Source organism: Methylicorpusculum oleiharenae, from assembly GCF_009828925.2.
Classification (GTDB): Bacteria; Pseudomonadota; Gammaproteobacteria; order Methylococcales; family Methylomonadaceae; genus Methylicorpusculum; species Methylicorpusculum oleiharenae.
Genome location: NZ_WUTY02000001.1, coordinates 1,736,093 through 1,757,819, shown reverse-complemented (window position 1 = coordinate 1,757,819; position 21,727 = coordinate 1,736,093). Strand labels below are relative to the sequence as shown.

Annotated in this window: 17 protein-coding genes; 5 read left to right on the top strand and 12 right to left on the bottom strand. The window is 46.7% G+C overall.

What is annotated here, in order from left to right:
- Positions 1–118: 118 nt before the first annotated feature.
- Both argJ and GO003_RS08140 read left to right on the top strand, forming a co-directional pair.
- Complete coding sequence (gene argJ / locus GO003_RS08145) at positions 119–1,333, top strand: bifunctional glutamate N-acetyltransferase/amino-acid acetyltransferase ArgJ (RefSeq protein WP_159653494.1); 1,215 nt, start codon at positions 119–121, stop codon at positions 1,331–1,333.
- Between the two features lie 43 nt (positions 1,334–1,376).
- A complete protein-coding gene (locus GO003_RS08140) occupies positions 1,377–2,309 on the top strand; it encodes a Nudix family hydrolase (RefSeq protein WP_159653496.1) in 933 nt (310 codons plus the stop codon).
- A gap of 158 nt (positions 2,310–2,467) precedes the next feature.
- On the opposite strand, the gene yacG is transcribed toward GO003_RS08140, so the two are convergent.
- The 7 genes from yacG to GO003_RS08105 form a co-directional block, all read right to left on the bottom strand.
- Positions 2,468–2,671, bottom strand: coding sequence for a DNA gyrase inhibitor YacG (gene yacG / locus GO003_RS08135; RefSeq protein ID WP_159653498.1), 204 nt, complete (start codon positions 2,669–2,671; stop codon positions 2,468–2,470).
- Positions 2,672–3,442, bottom strand: coding sequence for a cell division protein ZapD (zapD, locus tag GO003_RS08130; protein WP_159653500.1), 771 nt, complete (start codon positions 3,440–3,442; stop codon positions 2,672–2,674). It lies immediately after the preceding gene.
- Entirely contained in the window at positions 3,420–4,052 is a 633-nt protein-coding gene (gene coaE / locus GO003_RS08125) for a dephospho-CoA kinase (protein ID WP_159653502.1), read from the bottom strand. Before coaE ends, zapD begins: the two co-directional genes overlap by 23 nt.
- A 4-nt stretch (positions 4,053–4,056) precedes the next feature.
- Positions 4,057–4,935 carry a prepilin peptidase gene (locus GO003_RS08120; protein WP_331001628.1) on the bottom strand — a complete coding sequence of 293 codons (879 nt, stop codon included), beginning with the start codon at positions 4,933–4,935 and terminating at the stop codon, positions 4,057–4,059.
- A 22-nt stretch (positions 4,936–4,957) separates the two neighbouring features.
- On the bottom strand, positions 4,958–6,184 hold the full coding sequence (locus tag GO003_RS08115) for a type II secretion system F family protein (protein ID WP_159653504.1): 1,227 nt from the start codon (positions 6,182–6,184) through the stop codon (positions 4,958–4,960).
- Between the two features lie 2 nt (positions 6,185–6,186).
- Positions 6,187–7,899, bottom strand: a complete 1,713-nt coding sequence (pilB, locus tag GO003_RS08110) for a type IV-A pilus assembly ATPase PilB (protein WP_159653506.1) — start codon at positions 7,897–7,899, stop codon at positions 6,187–6,189.
- 132 nt (positions 7,900–8,031) lie between these two features.
- Positions 8,032–10,842 carry a valine--tRNA ligase gene (locus GO003_RS08105; RefSeq protein ID WP_159653508.1) on the bottom strand — a complete coding sequence of 937 codons (2,811 nt, stop codon included), beginning with the start codon at positions 10,840–10,842 and terminating at the stop codon, positions 8,032–8,034.
- Between the two features lie 172 nt (positions 10,843–11,014).
- Between GO003_RS08105 and GO003_RS08100 the strand changes: the two genes are divergently transcribed.
- Positions 11,015–11,386 (top strand): hypothetical protein, encoded by a 372-nt coding sequence (locus GO003_RS08100; RefSeq protein WP_159653510.1) that lies wholly within the window; start codon positions 11,015–11,017, stop codon positions 11,384–11,386.
- Positions 11,387–11,467: 81 nt separating this feature from the next.
- On the opposite strand, the gene GO003_RS08095 is transcribed toward GO003_RS08100, so the two are convergent.
- Positions 11,468–11,737, bottom strand: a complete 270-nt coding sequence (locus GO003_RS08095; RefSeq protein WP_159653512.1) for a hypothetical protein — start codon at positions 11,735–11,737, stop codon at positions 11,468–11,470.
- A gap of 443 nt (positions 11,738–12,180) precedes the next feature.
- Between GO003_RS08095 and GO003_RS08090 the strand changes: the two genes are divergently transcribed.
- A complete protein-coding gene (locus tag GO003_RS08090; protein WP_159653514.1) occupies positions 12,181–14,586 on the top strand; it encodes a DUF3772 domain-containing protein in 2,406 nt (801 codons plus the stop codon).
- An 86-nt stretch (positions 14,587–14,672) separates the two neighbouring features.
- Positions 14,673–15,074, top strand: coding sequence for a hypothetical protein (locus tag GO003_RS08085; RefSeq protein ID WP_159653516.1), 402 nt, complete (start codon positions 14,673–14,675; stop codon positions 15,072–15,074).
- Positions 15,075–15,648: 574 nt separating this feature from the next.
- On the opposite strand, the gene GO003_RS08080 is transcribed toward GO003_RS08085, so the two are convergent.
- From GO003_RS08080 to GO003_RS08065, 4 genes are all read right to left on the bottom strand, one after another.
- The gene (locus tag GO003_RS08080; RefSeq protein ID WP_159653518.1) at positions 15,649–16,251 is read right to left on the bottom strand and encodes a c-type cytochrome; all 603 of its coding nucleotides are present in this window, start codon (positions 16,249–16,251) and stop codon (positions 15,649–15,651) included.
- A 302-nt stretch (positions 16,252–16,553) separates the two neighbouring features.
- Positions 16,554–17,603, bottom strand: coding sequence for a fatty acid desaturase (locus GO003_RS08075; RefSeq protein WP_159653520.1), 1,050 nt, complete (start codon positions 17,601–17,603; stop codon positions 16,554–16,556).
- Positions 17,604–17,616: 13 nt separating this feature from the next.
- Positions 17,617–19,806: an iron-containing redox enzyme family protein gene (locus tag GO003_RS08070; protein WP_159653522.1), complete on the bottom strand. Its 2,190-nt coding sequence runs from the start codon at positions 19,804–19,806 to the stop codon at positions 17,617–17,619.
- The gene (locus GO003_RS08065) at positions 19,790–21,541 is read right to left on the bottom strand and encodes a carbamoyltransferase family protein (RefSeq protein ID WP_159653524.1); all 1,752 of its coding nucleotides are present in this window, start codon (positions 21,539–21,541) and stop codon (positions 19,790–19,792) included. The genes GO003_RS08070 and GO003_RS08065 overlap by 17 nt, the downstream gene beginning before the upstream one ends.
- Between the last annotated feature and the right edge of the window lie 186 nt (positions 21,542–21,727).

The window sequence follows — 21,727 nt, the reverse complement described above, 5'->3', positions numbered from 1 at the left end:
CTCCTTGATAACAATTCTAGCTGTCTCAATCCTCAAACTGGGTTGCATAAACAAGCTTAAATCAATAAGCTAGCGGTTTTTCGCCAAAAATCATTCAAATACAATAAGAGGTCATCCTATGGCAGTTGGCGCTTTGCCGTTTCCACCCATGCATCCGGTAGCCGGTATTACCTTAGGTACAACGTGTGCCGGCATTAAACAAACCTTACGCGATGATTTATTGGTCGTCGAAATGGCTCCGGATTCAACTTGCGCGGCAGTATTTACACAAAATGCGTTTTGCGCGGCGCCGGTCCATGTCGCCAGAGCGCATTTGTCAAAAAGTCCTCGCTGGCTGCTGATCAATTCCGGCAATGCCAATGCCGGAACCGGTGCATCGGGCATGGAAAACGCTCTGTCAAGCTGCGCCGGATTGTCCGAATTAGTCAATGGCGATGCCGATCAAGTCCTGCCGTTTTCAACCGGCGTCATCGGCGAACCCTTACGTGTCGATAAAATTCAGGCCGCTTTACCAAACGCAGTCAGAGATCTGGCCATTGATCATTGGGAAAAAGCCGCTCGCGCCATCATGACCACCGACACCTTTGCCAAAGGAGCCTCGCAAATTATTGACATTGGAGGCAAAACCATCACGATAACGGGGATATCCAAAGGTGCGGGCATGATTCAGCCGAACATGGCAACAATGCTGGCATTTATCGCAACCGACGCCAAAATTGCCCAACCGTTATTGCAGGCATGCTTGACTGCGGCTGTTGAGCAATCATTTAACCGCATTACTGTCGATGGTGACACCTCCACCAACGACGCCTGTGTTCTGATGGCCAGCGGCGGCTCAGAGGTGCCAGCACTGCGAGCTGACACGCCAGCCTATGCAGTATTTTCGCAAGCCGTTTTGGCACTCTGCAAACAACTGGCGGAGGCTATTGTGCGAGATGGTGAAGGCGCAACCAAACTCATGCGCATCGTTGTGAATACTGCCGCCAGTGACGAGGAAGCCGCCAGAGTCGGCAAAACCATTGCGCATTCGCCACTGGTCAAAACCGCGTTTTTCGCCAGCGACCCGAACTGGGGGCGCATTCTTGCTGCGGTCGGCAGGTCAGGCATTGACAATATGGTACTGGAAGCTGTCGATATCTATCTGGGTGATGTTTGCATAGTCAAAGCCGGTGAACGCGCAGCTGGTTACACGGAAGCTGCCGGACAACACGTCATGAATCAGGAGGAAATAACGGTTACGGTCTCATTAGGGCGCGGCCAAGCTAGGCAAGAAATTCTGACCTGCGATTTTTCCTACGATTATGTAAAAATTAACGCTGAATACAGAACGTGATGTTAATAAGACTGGACTCAAAACCATGGCTTGGTAATCACACATGAAAGCTGCTTTGCATGTTGCCGTAGGCGTAATAAAGAATGCGCTTGGCGAAGTACTTATTTCTTTACGTCCGTCAACGGTTCATCAAGGCGATTTATGGGAGTTTCCGGGCGGAAAAGTTGAAGCGGGCGAAAGCGTTGAACAAGCCCTGGAACGCGAGCTATATGAAGAATTAGCCATTCAGGTAGAGAAAGCGTCACCGCTGATCAACATCCATCATGACTACACAGACTTAAGTGTCAATCTGGATGTCTGGTGGGTCGAAAAATTTAGTGGCATAGCGCATGGCCGCGAAGGCCAGCCGATCCAATGGGTTTTACCGGACAAATTGATTGACTTTGCTTTTCCTGAAGCCAATAAACCCATTATTTCAGCGGTCAGGTTACCGCCCTATTATGCGATTCTTGATGATGAAGATGAGCAGTCATTGCTCACTCGCCTTGATAACTTACTGGGACAAGGGGTTACTTTGATCCAAGCCCGGTTAAAATCGTTTACATTGCAACAAGCCGCCGAATTTTTCGTTCACGCGCAACCTTTGTGCCGTGCAAAAGGTGCCCGTTTACTCGTTAACTCCGGTGTCGAAGGCTTTGAAAAACTGGATGCGGACGGGGTGCATCTGACCAGTCGTCATTTAATGGCATTAACCCAAAAACCGCCCTTCAAAGGTTGGATTGCCGCATCCTGTCATAACCCTGTCGAGTTATTACAGGCACAAAAACTGGGGCTTGATTTCGCTGTCCTTGCCCCTGTGTTACCGACACCCACTCATCCCATGACGCCCTCGCTGGGCTGGCAGAAATTTCACGAATGGGTTAATCCGATTAATATACCGGTTTATGCGTTGGGTGGAGTATCCAGGGAATCGTTAGACGAAGCCAGGAAAATGGGCGGGCAAGGCATATCAGGCATCCGTACCTTTTTAAGCTGAAAAGTTAAAAAAACAGCAATTCCCAGTTTGAACGTTTATGTGGCTTTGAGGGGTAGATGCTTGATTGAAAAGGCTTCTGCAACAGGGATGATTTCATGCGTCCTTTGAAATCAAGCACCTACGCCTATAATTCAAAGCGGGCGAGTAGTTACCAAAAATCAATGGTAAAAAGTATCTTCGAGTTCGTTCTCATCATATACAGGCTCCCCGGGAATCCTTTTTTCCTCGGCGGCCCATTCACCTAAATCTATCAGCTTGCAGCGCTCGCTGCAGAAAGGCTTGAAGAGCTGTTCTTGAGTCCATGGCACGGGACGTTTGCACTGCGGACACTTGACCGTTAAAGGTTTATCCGTGTTATCCATTCAGAACTGGCAGCAGGTTAACAGAAAAGGGATGTTATCGGGCGTTTGAGTTGGCCTGGATCCATCAATAGACGGCACCATAAATCGAATCGTAAAGCGGTGTTTTCCGCCACTGATCTCCGCAAAACAAGGAATATCACGCGCTACATTGATACGCAATAATTGTAAGGGCAGACTCTTGTCCAACGGCAACTGAAAAAAGCCTGCGGAGGCCATTTTTGCCACAGGCCGTGTGCTCTGGCGAATAAAGCCCATTATTAAATCGATCGCCTTGCGGATATCGGCAAAGGGTTTTGTCCACTGATCCAGGGCCATGGACTGGACTTCTTCATCCTGCTCCAGCCAATAATGAAACGCGGGCAAATCAAAGGAGCAGGTACCGCCTGGTATCGAACTGCGCTGCGAAATACTTTGAAATAAATCGCTTTCCATCACTTTAATGCCAATCTTGCCGTTGTCGGCATAAAGACTTTTACTGATCTGATTTAATTCAGCCAGAATATCAATCAGTTTTTCAGTGTCTACACCCTCGGTGTTAGCCAGTTGGTTCAGCACTTTGCCGTGACGGTCTAATTCTTTAAGAATTTCCGACTTAAGGTCATTACGGCTAAAAATAGTAAGAATATCAAGCATTGAATCGATGGCTGCTCGTCTATCAAATTCGGTATTACCCTCAAGAAAGTGACTGAGCTGATTAAACAGTAATTCAAGCCGGATGAAAATTCGAATCCGTTCATTGAGAGGAAACTCATACACTATATCGGTATTCACTGACAACGTTATCCTGCTTCAGGCTTAGCGAAAGATATAAATTGTGCAGTTTTTTGACTTGTTCTGCAAGTTGAGAATTGTCGCAGGTATTATCAATGAGTTCATCTGCCCTGACATTGCGTGATTCACGGGAAAGCTGAGCGGCAATAATTGCAAGGATAACCGGCTCACTCAGTTGATTACGTTGTTTCACCCGCTCTATTTGCAAACTTACCGGACAATCTACCACCAGGACCCTATCGACCAAATCATTCATGCCCGATTCAAACAACAACGGCACACAAATAATACAATAAGGCCCTGTCAGCTCTTCTACCGTCGATACTATGCGGTCACGCACCAAAGGATGGAGAATGGCTTCCAGTTTTTTCTTTTGCTCATCATCTGCAAAGACAAGATTTCTCAAGGCTTCCCGGTCCAGACTCCCTTTAGCATCAATCATGGCTTCGCCAAAAGCTTGCGAAATCTTAGCCAATGCAGGCTGACCCGGCTCGACGAGCGCTTTGGCCAGTTCATCCGCATCAATGATGGGAATGCCTTGTTCTGCAAAGAGTGAGGCGACCGTCGTCTTGCCTGAACCAATTCCACCCGTTAAACCGATTCTCAGCATTCAGTTACAATCCGGTAGCGTTGAGGTAAAACAGATTGATCTTATCGCCCCAGAGTAAGGCTATCCAACCTGCGATCGCCAGATAAGGACCGAACGGAATGGGAATGTTCTTGTCGTGCCTGACAAAAATGATCATGGCCATTCCGATTAGCGCTCCGGTAACCGACGAGAGAAGAATGATCATGGTCAAATACTGCCAACCCAGCCAGGCACCGAATGCGGCCAGTAATTTAAAATCCCCGAAGCCCATACCCTCTTTGCCGGTTAGCAGCTTAAAGCCATGATAAACAAACCAGAGGCACAGGTAACCGGCAATCGCCCCAATGATACTGGACTGGCTATCGGCAAAGACATGAAACAGGCTTAAAAACAAACCGGACCATAACAAAGGTAACGTAATCGAGTCCGGCAACAGTTGATGATCCAGATCAATGGCACTGAGCGCGATCAAAGCCCAGGTCATGAATAAGGCGGCACCCATTTCCGGCGAATAACCGAAACGCCAGGCAATCAACGCTGAACATAAGCCGGTCAACGCTTCAACCAAGGGATAACGTAGAGAAATTGGCTCATGGCAATGCGCGCAGCGACCTTTCATTACCAGATAACTGATCACCGGAATATTCTGATAGGGCTTGATGGGCGTACTGCAGTGAGGACAGCGGGATAAAGGGAAAACAAGATTGAAATCAGCATTCTCTTCTGATCGTTCAGCGGGCAGGCTCAGAAATTCGGCACATTCATTTCGCCAATCCCTCTTCATCATAATGGGCAGGCGGTAGATGACCACGTTTAAAAAGCTGCCTACCAGCAAACCAACCAATGCCACTACTGCGATTAAATGCGTGGAATTGATTGCAATAGTATCGACAAACGGCATCATGATGTCATCCAGGGTAGAACGCTTAACCGACCGCGGCGCCCATTTTGAAAATAGGCAAATACATCGCCACTATTAAACCGCCCACTAAAACGCCTAATACCGACATGATAATTGGCTCCATCAAACTGCTTAAATTATCGACCAGGTTATCCACTTCCTCTTCAAAAAAATCCGCCACTTTTGTCAGCATCGTATCGATAGATCCGGACTCCTCTCCGATTGCCACCATTTGCACAACCATATGAGGAAACAGCGCGGTTTGCTGCATTGCATACTGAAGCCGTTGACCGGTCGATACTTCTTCACGCATTTTGAGTACGGCATCGGCATAGATGATGTTACCGCAAGAGCCCGCCACCGATTCCAGGGCCTCTACCAAGGGCACCCCTGCCGCCGACATGGTCGATAAGGTTCTGGCAAAACGAGCAACGGCTGATTTGTTCAGGATCAAACCGACCACTGGAATTTTCAGCAAAGTCCTATCCAAAGCGTGATTAAATTTCCGGGAACGCTTTTTAAAGTAGCCAAAGGTATAAACACAACCGAATACCGCAGCGACGATAACCCACCACCAAGCCTGCATCCATTCAGACAGATCGATAACCATTCTTGTGAAAGCCGGTAAATCAGCCCCGAATCCTTGAAATAGTTCTTCAAACACCGGAACAACAAAAATCAATAGAATAGCGGTTACAACAAACGCAACCACCAGCACCGCAATAGGGTAAGTCAGCGCTTTCTTGATTTTTTTCTTGAGCGATTCTGTTTTTTCTTTATAGGTGGCTATTTTATCCAGCAAGGTTTCCAGAACACCGGCATGTTCCCCCGCCTCAACAAGATTACAGAATAATTCATCAAAATAAACAGGATTTTTCTTTAACGCCTCTGCCAGCGTGCTGCCGCCCTCAATATCCGCTTTAATGCTCAATAACAAGTGCTGCATGCTGGCGTTTTCATGACCCTTGCCAATAATGTCAAATGACTGAACCAAAGGCACACCGGCCTCTAGCATGGTTGCCAACTGACGACTGAAAATGGCGATGTCACCGGGCGTGATCTTTTGGACTTTTACACCGAATAGAGGCTTGGGCTTTTTCTTGATACTAATGACACGGATACCCATTTGGCGCAGATCTGAACGAGCAACGGTTTCGGATTTGGCAGCAATTTCGCCTTTGGTCCGCATGCCATTTTTGTCTTTACCATCCCAAATAAAATCAACTTGTTCTGTCGCTTTAGCTTCTGCCATCGTTATTCCTTCGTCACTCGATCGACTTCTTCAAGACTGGTAACGCCTTGCTTGACTTTTTCCAAACCGGACCTGCGCAAATCGTTAAAGCCTTCCGCTTTAGCCTGAATCGCCAGTTCCAGCGTGTTGCCGCCTTCTAAAATTAATTTACGCATACCTTCACTGATTGGCATCACCTGATAGATACCCACCCGGCCTTTATAGCCTGCGGTGCAAAGCTCACAGCCGACAGGTCCATACAATTTGAGGTCTTTAACTTCATCTTCCAAAAAGCCGGCCGATAAAAGCGCCACTTCGGGAAGATTAACGCGGGCCTTGCAGTTTTCACACAAGCGCCGGGCCAAACGTTGCGCCATAATCAAGTTTACCGCCGAGACAATATTAAACGGGGGTATCCCCATTTGAACGAGGCGGTTCAGGGTTTGCGGCGCATCGTTCGTATGCAGTGTGGATAACACCAAATGCCCTGTTTGAGCGGCTTTAACAGCAATTTCCGCTGTTTCCAGGTCTCGAATTTCGCCCACCATAATGATATCGGGATCTTGCCGCAAAAAAGCTCTTAACGCTGTAGCAAAGGTTAATCCCGCTTTAGGATTAACATTCACCTGATTAATGCCCGGAACCGTGATTTCAACCGGATCCTCTGCTGTCGAAATATTCCGTTCGACACTGTTCAAAATATTCAAGCCGGTATAAAGCGTAACGGTTTTACCGCTTCCGGTAGGTCCTGTAACCAGCACCATTCCGTATGGTCTGTGAATGGCTTCCAAAAATCGTTGTTGTTGTATGGGCTCGAAACCCAATTTTTCTATACCGAGCTGGGCGCTGGTTGGATCCAGAATCCGCAATACCACCTTTTCACCAAACAACGTTGGGCAGGTATTGACCCGGAAATCAATGGCGCGCGTTTTGGATAACGCCATCTTAATACGACCATCCTGAGGAATACGCCGCTCGGCAATGTCCATTCTGGCCATTACCTTTAATCTGGAAATAATACGATTGGAAATATTTGAAGGGGGGCTGGCTACTTCATACAACATGCCATCGCCGCGGTACCGGATACGAAAAGATTTTTCATACGGTTCAAGATGGATATCCGAAACGCCTTTTTTAATCGCATCCAGCAGAATTTTATTCACAAAACGAACAATCGGACCATCATCCACTTCCGGTCCGGAATCATCCTTTAAATTATCCTGATCACCACCGGTTATCTCCAGATTATCCAAATCCGAATCCAGCAGATCCGTCATCATCGTTTCGGCAGCTTCCAATGCTGAATCTATCGCCTTGCCCAGCTTGTCTTCTTCAACCAGAATGGTGTCAATATTCAGCCGGGTATGGAATTTTATTTCATCTTGAGCCTGAAAATTGCTGGCGTCAGATATGGCCAGAAACAGCCGGTTTCCCCGCTTAAGCAAAGGCAGCGCATGATGCTTCCTGATCAGCTTTTCGGTAACCAAGGCTACCGGCAAACTTTTGACATCAATAGCGCTAAGATCGAATTGCGGCAAGCCGAATTCAACTGAAGCACGCTCTGAGATAGCTTTGCTGCTTACAACCTTATTGGAAACCAGGTAGTTAATTAACGAGATTTTTGCTTTTTTGGCTGCCTGTATATGAGCCAACATTTCCGCCTCAGAAACCAAGCCGGCCTGAATCAAACATCTCGAAAGACCACCCAGCTGTTGGTCAGGATTATTGGTCACCATAACTCGCTTTGTTCATTTAACATCAAGGCCAACGGCAGCCTTCGTTGAAGGTTCATGACAAAAAGGCATGGAGACGGTACGCTCACACACCAGTTTGTCACTAGATACTCCGGTTTTACCTGTAAGCCATCTTTAAAGGGCCTTTATTTTTAGCACCTGCTCTTCGAGACTTCTAAGTGTAGACTGTAAATCGGACAGCTTGTTTTTTTCTTTGACGATGACGTCAGCCGGAGCCTTATCCACAAAGCTGGGATTGTTCAACTTGCCTTCAATGCGGGGCAACTCTTTACTGATGCGCTGAATCTCCTTATCCAGCCGGGTCAGTTCCGCCTGTTTATCGATCAGGCCCGCCATCGGAATTAAAATCTTCATCTCGCCCACCAGTGCAATTGCCGATTCGGGAGCAATTTCATCTAAACCGAGCCAGGTGATAGCCTCAAGTCTGCCTAATTTTTTCAAATAAGCCTGACTGTTTTCCAGCATCGCCTGATCGGTAGCCGTGCCGTTTTGAATCAAAACCGGCAACGGCTTTCCTGGTGCGATATTCATTTCGCCGCGGATTCTGCGTACGCCGAGAATAAATGCCATCACCCATTCAATTTCAGCAATGGCTGCCGTATCAATAAGGGATGCATCGGTCTCAGGATAGGATTGACGCATGATGGTAGGACCATTAATCCCCGCTAACGGCGCAACGCGCTGCCATATTTCCTCAGTAATAAAAGGCATGATGGGATGAGCCAACCGTAAAACGGTCTCCAGAACCGACACCAAAGTCTGCCTTGTTCCGCGTTGAACGGCTTCATTTTCAGACTGCAGCGAGATCTTGGCCAATTCCAGATACCAGTCACAATATTCGTTCCAGGTAAAATCGTAAAGTGCCTGCGCGGCCAAATCGAAGCGGTAATTATCGATCGCCTGCCGTGTAACAGCAATTTGCTGCTGTAAACGGGACATTATCCAGCGATCGACTTGAGTGTATTCACAAGGAAGACCGGATAAGCCATTATCCTGTTCTTCCGTATTCATCAACACATAACGGGCGGCATTCCAGAGTTTGTTACAGAAATTGCGATATCCTTCGGTACGCGCCAAATCAAAGCGGATATCGCGCCCGGTTGAGGCCAGAGAAGCAAACGTGAAACGCAAGGCATCGGTCCCATAAGACGGAATACCGTCTGGAAATTGTTTACGGGTAACCGTTTCTATTTTCTTGGCCAAATGCGGCTGCATCATTCCGGAAATACGCTTTTCAACCAGCGCTTCCAGATCGATACCGTCGATCAGATCGATAGGGTCCAGCACATTGCCTTTGGATTTGGACATTTTCTGCCCTTCCGCATCCCGCACCAGGCCATGTATATACACTTCCCTGAAAGGCACCTGCCCCTGAAATTTAAGGCCCATCATAATCATCCGGGCCACCCAGAAAAAGATGATATCGAAACCGGTTACCAAAACGCTGGTCGGATAATGTTTGCCCAATTCCGGTGTTTGTTCCGGCCAGCCTAATGTTGAAAATGGCCACAATGCTGATGAGAACCAGGTATCCAGCACATCCTCGTCCTGCTTTAAAGAATAATCATCCGGCAGCTTATGTTGTTCGCGTATGGCTCGCTCTGAACGGCCCACATAAATATTGCCTTTATCATCGTACCAGGCGGGAATGCGGTGTCCCCACCAGATCTGCCTTGAAATACACCAATCCTGAATATTGCGCATCCAGTCAAAATAAGTGTTTTTCCAGTTATCCGGCACAAACTTGATATCGCCGTTTTCTACCGCTTCGATAGCCGGCTTGGCAAGAGGCGCCACTTTGACATACCACTGATCAGTTAAAAACGGTTCAATCACGGCACTGGTTCGATCGCCACGCGGAACCATTAATTTATGGTCAACAATTTTTTCCAGCAAACCCTGTGCTTCCAGATCGGAGACGATTTCCCTTCTCGCCTCAAAACGATCCATCCCCATGTATTTGTGAGGGATTAAAAAATCTTCATCGCCCTTGTTATTTCTGATACACGCATCGGCTGTAAAAATATTGATCAAGCCGCCATGCGGTAATGCCTGAATAGCCGAGGTGTTTCTATGCCGCGTCCAGACTTCATAATCATTAAAATCATGCGCAGGGGTAATTTTGACGCAACCGGTACCGAATTCAGGATCCACATACTCATCGGCAATCACCGGGATTTTACGACCTGTTAACGGCAATTCGACATATTCACCCAGCAGATGTTTATAGCGCTCATCATTAGGATGAATCGCCACCGCCGCATCACCCAGAAGAGTCTCCGGTCGCGTTGTCGCAACGATCAAATACCCCGTACCATTCGATAAAGGGTAACGCATATGCCACATGGAGCCGTTTTCCTCTTCGGACAGCACTTCCAGATCGGAAACCGCCGAATGTAAAACCGGGTCCCAATTGACCAGACGTTTACCCCGGTAAATCAGGCCTTCTTCGTAGAGCCTGATAAAAACTTCACCCACCGCCTCGGACATCCCATCATCCATGGTAAACCGTTCCCTGGACCAATCCAGAGAAGAGCCCATGCGCCGTAATTGCTGAGTGATGGTACCGCCGGACTGCGCTTTCCATTCCCAAATTTTTTCGACAAACTTTTCTCTTCCGTAATCATGCCGGGTTTTATTTTCCGTATTAATCAACCGTTCAACGACCATTTGCGTAGCAATACCGGCATGATCCGTTCCGGCTTGCCATAAGGTACTGAAGCCGCGCATCCGGTGATAGCGCGTCAATGCATCCATGATCGTATCCTGAAAAGCATGGCCCATGTGCAAACTACCGGTGACATTGGGCGGCGGAATCATGATGCAATAGGATTCACCTTCTTCGCTGGGCGCAAAATGATTTTGCTCTTCCCAAATAGCGTACCAATGTTGTTCGATTGAATGCGGATCGTATGTTTTTTCCATAACTATCTGTCGCTGAATAAAATGAAATTGAGCTATTTTAACCGGAAAACAAAAGAATTAAGCAGTGGTAAATAAATGAAGGTGTTTCTTGGATGATCCCTGTTCACTCTTGAACATATGAATTAGTATTAAACACCGATATTCACTCGCCCACGTTAAAAAGGAAGCCACTATGTTCAAAATATCCACCTTGCTTGTCCTGCTGCTGCCAGTAACCGTTTTTGCTCAAAATATCGACCCTGCAAAATTCGAACAAATGAAACAACAGCTCAAAGCCATGCAATCGTGTATTCAAAAAACGGATAAAGCGGAAATGAAAAAAATCGGCCAGCAAGCCAAGGCCCTGGACGTTGAAATAAAAGCGCTTTGTTCAGGGGGAGAACGCGATGCGGCTCAACAAAAAGCCATTACGTTCGGCAAAGAAATCGCGGTCAGTCCGGCCATGGAAGAAATGAAAAAATGCGGCGAACAAGTAACGGCCATGCTGCCCTCGCTGATCTCGGAAATGAGCGATGGAGAAGAAAATCATGTGTGTGATCGTTAACTGGCATAAGGTTGATCAGAGCATTTTCTGTGTTTAACCAGCTGAAAAAGCCTCGGGCATGGCTTGAAAACCTGTTTAAACTTATGAAACTGACTGCTCAGCCAATTCCTTCAAAAGATTTGCTGTTTCCTCATTATCGGTTTGAATTTGAATAGCTTGATTAATTAGCTGAGCAAACGCCTGAGAAACCACCCCCTGTTTTAGCAATGTCACTTTCTGAACGAGCTCCTGTATTTCAAACCAGTCATGGTCGTTCATTAGGGTCTTTTCCCTATCACCTCCCAACAAACACCAGCCATCCAGATCACCGTTATAACGCTTATAAATTTCAAGTTTGTATTGTGTAATCATGATTTTGTACCAGTAAGATGCGGCTTATACTTCTATCTGATCGAAAAAACGCCTGGTTTCCAGAAGGTGGGGGTTTTTGCCATCAAAAGTAAGCCCTAAAAAACGTTGGTGAACCTTTTCAGCGACAGTTCGTCGCAATAAATCACCTAACCTGTCCTGAAGATTTTAAACGCAAGTTCATTATGTTTTCGACTAAATCCAATTGTCTTTTTACAGCCGCATAAAAACGCTGAATTGCTGTATCCTTGGCAATCAAAAATAATATCTGTTCATCCCTCCCATTTTATTCGGTGTAGGTGCTTGATTTCAAAAGACGCATGAATACGTCCCGGTAGCAGAAGCCTTTTCAATCAAGCACCTACACCCTCAATTCCAAGCGGGTGAGTAGTTATCAAAAATAAATACATGTGTGCCCCTAATAGTTGACCGACCGGACCCATTGCATGCTTAAACACTGCTCTTCTTTTCTTTTCATTTTGATTGTTTTGATCAGTTCATCGACGCTGGCGCAAAATTCCCAGCCGCTTAATTTTTATGAATTGTCACAGCAGTGGAACAATGAACTGAATCAAGTGGAAAAAGAGCTGAGCGATGCAAAATTGAGCGATGACCGCTTATCTGCCCTGCGTACCCAGCTTTTGGACCTGCAAAAGAAGTTGCAAACCACCAAAACAGACTTGTCTGAACAACAAAAAGCCTACCAAACCCAGTTAACAGAATTGGGACCACCGCCTGCAGAAGGCATCCTGAAAGAATCCAAAGCCATCGCCAGAAAAAGACAGGTACTGAATGCCTCACTTTCAGAAACCACCGGTCAGGTTAAAGAAACGGAGCTGATTCAGATAAACGCTGACAATCTGATTGAACGCTTATCGGCCATCAGGCTTAACCGCTTTACCAAAGAGATATTTTCCAGAAGCTTATCTCCGCTATCCGGTCAAGCCTGGCTTAAAGCCGGTGCTGATGCATTAGAAAAATATGAACTTCAGATCAGCAAATATCAACAGTTTCTAGCCGATGAAACCTTTATTAGCCGGCTCAAATCAAGCTTGGCCTATCTGTTTATTTCGCTGATTCCTGTCCTGATATTAATGAGCGTCATAGGCAATTGGCTACGTAAACGATACGGCAGGGTTGCAGCTCTTCCAGACCCCTCTTACCACGAAAAATTAAGAGCCGGCTTGGTTCTGGCGATCGTACGGACCCTGTATCCGATGACCATCGCCATAGGTCTGTTTATCTTGGTACAATCGGCGTCATTGACCTCCTATTTTCCTGCACCTATGGTCAAAACCGTTTTATCAGTCCTGGTCATGATCTTTTTGGTTACCGGTATCAGCCGTTCGATGTTGGCACCCGACGACCAGCATTGGCGGTTAACCCCGATCAGTACCGATAATGCTGCGTATGTTCACAAGATCATCATCGGTCTGAGTATTTTGTTCGGAGCGGATTTGATTATCGATAATTACTTTTCGCTGGAAAAAACTTCACTTGAATTTAATGTCATTCGCAAATTTTTGGCCGGCGTACTTATCAGCGGTTTTCTGTTTGCATTGGTAATCCGTAAAAACATCTGGCAACCGGACACTCAGCATAATTTTAGAAACGAACCACCGCTAAAACTGTGGCAACGCTTGAGAGTCATTATGGCCTTGCTGGTATTAGCCATTCCGGTTACCGCCCTCGCCGGTTATGTTGCGATGTCCAGATTGTTAGCCGCTCAAATTGTTCTGACGGCAGGTCTTTATATTTTATTGAGCACATTAAAAACACTGGGAATGGAATTGATTGAGGAATTACTGGATCCGGACAGTCAAACCGGCTCCAACATTCAAACCAGCCTGGACCTGGACCTGGACGGTAAAGAAATATTGGAATTCTGGGTAAAAGTAGTCTTCAGCTTTATCATGTTCTTTATCGGCATCATCGGTGCGCTGATCATCTGGGGTGTCGATAGTCAGGACATGATGGAATGGGGTTACAAAGCCTTTCTGGGATTCAAAATAGGCGATGTCACCATTTCCATCTCCAATATTTTTCTGGCTATTTTTCTATTTGCCGGCACATTGCTCCTCACCCGCGTGACTCAACGTACCCTGGAAAATCGTATTTTGCCGCGCACGCGGATTGACAAGGGCATTCAACATTCAATTCGCGCGGCATTGGGCTATGTCGGTTTTATCATGGCGTTTATGGCAGCCATCTCTACACTGGGGCTCGATTTGAGTAACCTGGCGATGATTGCAGGCGCACTGTCGGTAGGTATTGGTTTCGGTCTTCAGAATGTCGTCAATAATTTCGTTTCCGGTTTGATTCTGCTTATAGAGCGCCCGGTCAAAGTGGGTGACTGGGTGGTCGTCGGAGACCAAAAAGGGCACATCAAAAAAATAAATGTACGCGCCACGGAAATTGAAACTTCGGACCGGGCCACACTGTTTATTCCTAATTCAGAGCTGATCTCGCGGCCGCTGATGAACTGGACACACGCCAATCAAACCGGACGACTGGTGCTTCCTGTTCAGATTGCCTATGGAACGGACACTCAAAAAGTGAAAGCGATTTTGCTAAAAACGGCATCCAAGCACCCTGAAATTCAGAAATACCCCGAACCGAATGTACTCTTTAGAGGTTATGGCGAAAGCGCGTTAAATTTGGAACTCCGGGCATTCTTGTTTGACGTGGAAAAAGTCAATTTTGTCATGAGTGACCTTTTTTTTGAAATAGATGATCTTTTCCGGCAAGAAGGCATTGAAATCCCATACCCTCAGCGCGATATTCAACTGAAAGATTCCGATAAATTTTTACAGGCATTGGCCGCTGCGATCAGCGATAACAAGCATCACTGATTACACCTGTTAAAATTAAGTGAAGCCGGAAATATATAGTAAAGATTTACCCAATCAACCACTCAAAAATGATCAGTAAACCCATCATGAAATATATTTTTCTTTCGTTGTGCTTGCTGCTTTCCATCCCGGCATTTCCCGTAATTGCCGAAGAAAGCATTGAAATGGAATTTGAAGAATTACCCGATACTGTCAAAAAAACGGTACTCGAACGCCTTTCTCCGGAAGATATCCGGAAAATTGAAGAAGTACTGGTAAACAACTATCTCAAATACAAAATAGAGAGTACTAAAACAGTAGGGCCTGATGAATATATCGATATCGATTTGACCGTGGATAGCCGAGGCAAAGTGATACATGAGGACATTTTCAAGACCAGCGGCGATTTATCGACCAGCTTTCCGGATTCGGATGAGCTTGACGAAGAATCTGAAAAACCGGATCCAGCTGTTGATTCTACGCCAGAGCAAGACCAAGACCAACCCTGACTGCAATCACTGGAATAGAAGCTTTAAGCAAAAAAAAGGCGCCCTGCCTAAGTAATCACTTAAACAGGACGCCAAGCCCCAAAGACATTCGCCTTAAATCAAATTGTTAACAAATTTAATATAGTCTAAGCAATGCTTATGCCAGAATCATCCTAAACCTGATAATCCCCTTCTCCTTTCTTTAACAGCCCGCCATTCGCCACGTATTGATATCTCAAAGGAAGAATGACAGCAAAGTATGGTCATGGATATAGGCCAAATCGCACCAAACCGGGGAAAAACAACCCCGATTCGCACCAGAACTAAACAACACACAGGGGCTTGGATCAAACAGTGTGATTTAAAAATGTCTCAAAGAGATAAAACAGGGGGAGATTCAAGAGTGACAAGCCGAAACCTGTCACTTCAGAGGTATGTAATTTTAAACTTTTCAGAGGAGCAACCAAACAAAGGTGATGCACCGTGTAGGTTGCGGTTGGCAATAACCAACCCAACATTTCAAGATCATGGCGTTAATTGTTGGGCTGCAAAAAGCATGCTGCCAAACCTACACTGAATAATTACAAATAAAATCTTATTCAGCCGTAACCAGGCCTTTCAAACTGGCAAAATAAGCCGATAAATCCGTTAAATCATTATCGGATAAATCTTTTACCATTGACTGCATCAACGCATTATTGCGTTTACCGCTTTGGTATTCCTTCATCGCCTTGACCAAATAGTTACCATATTGGCCCGCTAAGCGGGGAATTGCAGGACCGGCATCGGGTCCTTCAGCATGACAACCCAAACACGTTTGGGCCAGTTCCTTGCCTTTGACTGCGTCGCCATCAGCCGGACTGGCGCTAGGACTGGCTTTTGAGGCCTCAAGATAGGCTGCAATGTTTTCTATGGTTTTATCCGTCAGGCCATTAGCATTAGCTTTCATAGTACCGTGTGGACGCTTCTGTTCCTTATAGGCTTGTAAAGCAGAAGCAATATAAGCGGCGCGTTGACCGCCCACTTTAGGCACATAAAAGGTAGGATAAGCGTTGCTGTATCCCGGTGAACTGTGACAGCCACGGCAAGTATCAAACGCCACTTTTCCTTCTTCAAGGTTTACCGCTGCCTGTGCAGTCATTTGAATGCCTGAGAGCGCCAAAACGCCGAAAGCCAATCCGAATATTGATTTTTTCATTGTTAAGCTAATCCTGTATCAAAGAGAAATTTTTCGTTATCTTACTAAAAGACGCCGTTTATTGATAGCCGGCGTCACTTCTCATTCAGGGCAAATTCCTCCTGACAGCAACATAAATGAAGACGTCAAGTACCCAGGAAGGGTTCAATGCGGTTAGGGATAAGCACGTTGAGCAGTTTAAACAAAGTCGAACGATTTTTCAGTTTGAAAAGAGTAATTAAGGATTTTTTCAAAAACCCTGTGCCTGAAAATCCGATATGAACGTTGGCAAATGCAACAATAAAACCGACTTGATAAACTGACTAGTCCCCCCTGCGCGAATAACTTTCCAATTGCAGCGCTGCATTTTGTCTGAACGAGGCATTGCTCAGCCGCACCCAAAGATTGGTTACAAAGTAACCGTAAGGCATTTTTGGGCCTTGGTCGTAATACACCAGATCCTGAAATTGCACGGTCGCATTCTGATGATGGCAAATGTGACACGGCAAGCCTAACAACAGCAGATTAGAAAACCAGCTATCACTGACCCAGGCAATCGCATCATGTGATTCTTCTTCGGTTAATCCCCAATGCTGAAAGTAGTTGACGGCCTCCAGCATCCGAATTGCCGAGTAAGCCTGATACAAAAACATTGCTGCGCACAAAAGGCCAAACTCAGCATAGATGAATCCAACGACTGCCAATTCGATTAACAGGCCTTGCAATACCGTGTTTGAAACCGTATTACGTAAAAACCCCCGGCTATTTTTATCCAGCCTTCGCTTTTCGCAGCGCCAGGCGTAGAGAAAGTGCTCTTTGGCAACACGGCGCCAGTAAGTTTTGAAACTCTCATGACGTTGCGCCGTAGTGATATCGTGCGGCGTTCCGATATGACTGTGATGCCCGCGTTTGTGCGCAACCGCAAAATGATCATAACAAACACTCATCAGCAACAGGCGACCTAGCAAGCGCTGCACGGGGCGGCCCCGATGAATCAGCTCATGGGCAACAATAATGCCGGAGCAGCAAGAGGATGTTCCTACCAGAAAGCGGACGACCAACAGGTTGATGAGACTGCTCACGATGTCCTGGGGTGTAAGCCAGGCTAGCTCGCTGACAAATTTGATCATCACGGCAATGTTTATAAACTGAAGTAAAGCCAGTCCGTAAAGCAGGCCATTATAAAACCCTTGCGGACTGTTTTTTACAGACAGGGTTTTCATTGACGGACTTAACCAATCAACAGCCAATACCAACCAGAAAGGCAACGTCCACAGCAACGCGTCTGTAACAGCGTGCGGTCCTGAATTAAGAAAAAGCAGCGATGTGATGGGAAATATAAGGCTCAATAAACTGCTGAGTCGTGAAGTCATGATGTCAGGGAACCTAGCGAGACAAACTTGGGATTGAGAAAGGTTGCCGGGGCAGTTTCATACTCAGATATCGGATGACTAACGCCCATTTAAACCAGCGGGTTACGGTGTTTAAGGAAGCATATCCTGCCGAAATCCGCCGCCAATGCTTTTGCTGGGTTCGCTGATCAGATCCGGCACCGATGTCATCCAGATAAGCATGAATGGCTTCTTTAGCGATTGCCGCGTGACCGGTATCGGTGTTATCAATAGTGACATGCAACTTTATAATCGCCGGGTCAATTCCCCAAAATTGCAGCTCATCGGCCAAACGCAAATAGGTCTTGCCCAATCCGCTGAGTTCAATCGCCAAATTAAGGCCCAGCAACTCGGGCAAAAATTCAGCCGGAAAAAATCCAAGTGACATCATGAATACGGGTAAATCAAAGGCACTGTCAATAAAACCGGGGTGCTTACTGAACGCCTTGCTTTGCACCGGGGGCAGTTGAATATCCAGACTTTTCAACAACCGGTCATATATATAAGGATGGTTCTGATGCCTGATGCCCGCCCCTATCTCATCGTAAAAAATAAGCTGCAGCTTTTCGCCTATGGATTTGAACGGTAAAAAATCCAGTTGCCCGCTTTGCTGTAGCCAGCAACCGTCGGTCAAAATCGCCGGCGCAAATTGTTCAATACCAAAGACATAGGCCTCCCGGGATAATCGGGGTTTCTGGGTCAATGGCCGGTATGCGGACATCTCTTGCCGGTAAAAAGATTCAAACCACGAGTCGAATGCTGCTTGTGAATAGGCGTTAAGTATTGGCTTATGCCAGCGTCCCGCGCTGATCACTAGCTGCCGGGCCTTCTGTTTGGCGATAGGCAAGCTATCCGGGTATTGCTCGATATTGACTAACCGATAAAACAATTCACGGTTGGTAAGCGACCCGGAAACGTTAAGAGTTTGTTTACTAAACTTGCGGTTTTCAGCAGCGGGTAATTCTTGACTAACCGGCACAACGTCAAGCGGCTTATCCATCAGCCAGGCTTTTAATATGGCTGTTTCGTCAGCCGTCATGACGCCAAACATCGGACCTTCAAACGAAAACAGTTTCAGCAGTTCACTGCGACCTGGATCATCGGAGTTGTAATAGCGTGATGCTTTGACCGCATTTAAAAATCCGTCTGCGTCAAAAGGCGATTCAGCAAACCAGTGATCCAACGGCTTTCCACCCAATTGAATCCGGCCATGATGACCTTGTGCCGCGTTCGCTTTTCGGCTCAATAAAACCCTCAATGCGTCTTGTACGGAACCATTGGCAAGCCTTTGCAACTGACTGACCTTACTTAATTTTTCCGCTGAATCAATAGATAGGTAATAACCGCACTGGATTCTTCGCCAGACCTGCATCTGCTGTTCATCATGGCCGGTCAAAAGATCGAGGTAACCCGAGATGCAGTTGAGTAAAGGGGTAACCTGCATCTGGAGCCGATTTCGACGATACGAAAAATAATAGCTGCCCTGCTCGGCTGAAAACGCGGCCACTTGTTCTTCCATACCCGTAATTCGCTGGCAATAGGCCAGGCTGAAGCCCAGAATTTCCGGTAAAAAGGTGCGGGGAAAGTATGAAAAGGCCAACTGCAGGGATGCCAGCGAGAACGCTTCAACGGGAATTTCGGGGTTTTGAGAAAAACTGCGTGAATAGATCGCAGACAAGTTCACGGATTGATTCAGTAACAAGGACTGATAAAGCTTTTCGAAAGGCTGTTCAGCCGATCCCGTGCCTTGTAATGACAGATAAATGTGGGTCAAACCTGCCGCCAATTCGGTTTGACAGCTTGCTACCTGAGAGATTGACTTGAGCCAGCAAGGTTCAGTCAGCATGACCGGAGCAGCGTGCATAAGCGCCAGCTTAAAGCACGCCGTATCTAAAATGGGCGTCATTTGAGCAGACGCTATTCCGGGGGCTTGACCTGCGGTCCATTCCGTCAAATTATCAGCCCCCTTCCATGGCATCAGATAGGACTCATACTGCTTTTCAACCCTGCGTAATTGCGTGACCAAAAAGCATTTGCTATCCGGCAGCCAATCATAATGGCTACCGATAGTGATCAAGGCATGAAATAAATCTCTTGAATTGATGTCAGACTCACCCGCTTTATCCCGTTCAAGCCACGTGTCATTCGGCAAAGGATAAAAGGGATGCTCAGTGGTTACGGTCATGAGGTTTGGTGATTAAATAATCATCAATGACTAAAGCATCCAGCCCCGTCGTTAAAAATACCGAAACAGCATCCTCAAGACTGTGTATTAAGGGTTTGCCCATTACATTAAAACTGGTGTTAAGCAGCACAGGCACGCCGGTAAGCGCATGAAAATGACTGATTAAGCGGTAAAAACGCGGATTCCACTGTTCTTTAACAGTTTGCAGACGCCCGGTCCCATCAACATGAACAGTTGCCGCAATACATTCGCGCATGGCCGGTTTTATGGTCAGAGTTTTATCCATGTAAGGTGATTCTTGATAATTTTCAAAATACTCATGACCGTATTCATGCAGCACCGAGGGTGCAAAAGGGCGAAAATATTCACGGAATTTGATGTGCTGATTAATGGTGTCTTTCATGCCTGAGCCTCTGGGATCGGCCAGAATTGAACGATTGCCCAAGGATCTCGGCCCAAATTCGGCCCTGTCCTGAACCCAGCCTACGATGGCACCGGATGCCAGCAATTGAGCTGTTTCTTCACAAAGCGTATCAGGTAAGTGCCGAATATCAAGCGATCGGTTGTACTGAATTAGCCGGTTGATGGCTTCGTTGCTGATTCTCGAACCCAGATAAGGGGTCAACAACTGGGGCGGCTTTGCCGATTTTGCCGGTGTGCGGTGGTAAGCCAGCCAAGCCGCACCCAAGGCGGTGCCGTCATCGGCCGGGGCCGATGGAATATGCGCCTGCTTAAAACCGGTTCGTTCTGCAATCTGTCCGTTATAAGATGAATTGAGGGCACAGCCGCCGGCCAAAACCAGATTGTCTTCGCCGGTCACTGCCTTCAAATGTTTCAAAATTTGCGTCATCAGTTCAGCAAAAAAATACTGGCCGGTAAACGCCAGATCGGCCGCCTTCTTTAATACATCTTCCTCTTTTTGCTGATAGGCATTCAAGGCCTCCAGCAGGTCAAAAAAGTGTTGCGGCTGCACGGCAAAATCTAAACCATCAACCGCCAGCGTATCTTTCAACAAGTCATAGAGTTTTTGATCCAGTTTGCCGTAAGCGGCAAGACCCATGACTTTCCATTCCTCGCCTTTCAGCCAGTCAAATCCGCACAGCTCGGTGATTTTCATGTAAAAGAACCCCAGACTGCCGACACCCCGCGTTTCATGGATGCAATCCAATTTACCATGATGGTAACGGTAAAAAGCCATGGAACCGTTCTCACCATAAGAATCGATAACAGCACAAGCAGCGTTGCTGAAAGGACTGCTGTAAGAAGCCATCGCGGCATGCGTCAAATGATGATCGAAATCCAGAAAGGAAACCGGGCACTCGGGGTGAAATTCCTTCAAGCGTCTGACCAGATTCAGTCCTGTTTTAAGGTAGCTGCTGTGCTGACAAGCGATCATGTGATGCAGCTTGTAGTTTTCCAAAGGAGAACGGAGTTTTTTCAGGTCTTTTTTAAGCAGCCCTTTTGCCGTCAACAGCCCTAAACCACTGATCAGCCGCTCATAATGCGGTCTTTTTTTGCGCCAGTTGGTCGCAATTACAAATTCGCAGGGGTAACTGCAATAGCTGTCCAGCACATCGGTTATCCAGTTCAACTGATCCGGCTCACAATTGATCGCTCTTTTACTCTGAAGATAACGCTCGGTAGCCTCGGCAAACAAAACTTCGCCGTTGTCGTCAACAATTGCCAGACCAGGATCATGATAGGTCACGGAAAGACCAATGTAGTATTTTTTCATAGCGGAACGAATAGGAATTAAAGTGCACCAATTATGGGCGCCTTGGTTCCTCTCTGTAAACCTGATAGGTTAAAGATGGGTGCAAAATATCGCCCCGAATGAATCGTTAAGGCAATTTTTTGATGTTTAGAGGAAAAAGCCGGCCATTCCTGCACTTCCCAGTTTGATGATTCAGAGGGAGAGGAG

Bases quoted from the DNA above. Each gene is read 5' to 3' on its own strand.
- argJ (WP_159653494.1), top strand. From the start codon at position 119: ATGGCAGTTGGCGCTTTGCCGTTTCCACCCATGCATCCGGTAGCCGGT.
- GO003_RS08140 (WP_159653496.1), top strand. From the start codon at position 1,377: ATGAAAGCTGCTTTGCATGTTGCCGTAGGCGTAATAAAGAATGCGCTT.
- yacG (WP_159653498.1), bottom strand. From the start codon at position 2,671: ATGGATAACACGGATAAACCTTTAACGGTCAAGTGTCCGCAGTGCAAA.
- coaE (WP_159653502.1), bottom strand. From the start codon at position 4,052: ATGCTGAGAATCGGTTTAACGGGTGGAATTGGTTCAGGCAAGACGACG.
- GO003_RS08120 (WP_331001628.1), bottom strand. From the start codon at position 4,935: ATGATGCCGTTTGTCGATACTATTGCAATCAATTCCACGCATTTAATC.
- GO003_RS08115 (WP_159653504.1), bottom strand. From the start codon at position 6,184: ATGGCAGAAGCTAAAGCGACAGAACAAGTTGATTTTATTTGGGATGGT.
- pilB (WP_159653506.1), bottom strand. From the start codon at position 7,899: ATGGTGACCAATAATCCTGACCAACAGCTGGGTGGTCTTTCGAGATGT.
- GO003_RS08105 (WP_159653508.1), bottom strand. From the start codon at position 10,842: ATGGAAAAAACATACGATCCGCATTCAATCGAACAACATTGGTACGCT.
- GO003_RS08100 (WP_159653510.1), top strand. From the start codon at position 11,015: ATGTTCAAAATATCCACCTTGCTTGTCCTGCTGCTGCCAGTAACCGTT.
- GO003_RS08095 (WP_159653512.1), bottom strand. From the start codon at position 11,737: ATGATTACACAATACAAACTTGAAATTTATAAGCGTTATAACGGTGAT.
- GO003_RS08090 (WP_159653514.1), top strand. From the start codon at position 12,181: ATGCTTAAACACTGCTCTTCTTTTCTTTTCATTTTGATTGTTTTGATC.
- GO003_RS08085 (WP_159653516.1), top strand. From the start codon at position 14,673: ATGAAATATATTTTTCTTTCGTTGTGCTTGCTGCTTTCCATCCCGGCA.
- GO003_RS08080 (WP_159653518.1), bottom strand. From the start codon at position 16,251: ATGAAAAAATCAATATTCGGATTGGCTTTCGGCGTTTTGGCGCTCTCA.
- GO003_RS08075 (WP_159653520.1), bottom strand. From the start codon at position 17,603: ATGACTTCACGACTCAGCAGTTTATTGAGCCTTATATTTCCCATCACA.
- GO003_RS08070 (WP_159653522.1), bottom strand. From the start codon at position 19,806: ATGACCGTAACCACTGAGCATCCCTTTTATCCTTTGCCGAATGACACG.
- GO003_RS08065 (WP_159653524.1), bottom strand. From the start codon at position 21,541: ATGAAAAAATACTACATTGGTCTTTCCGTGACCTATCATGATCCTGGT.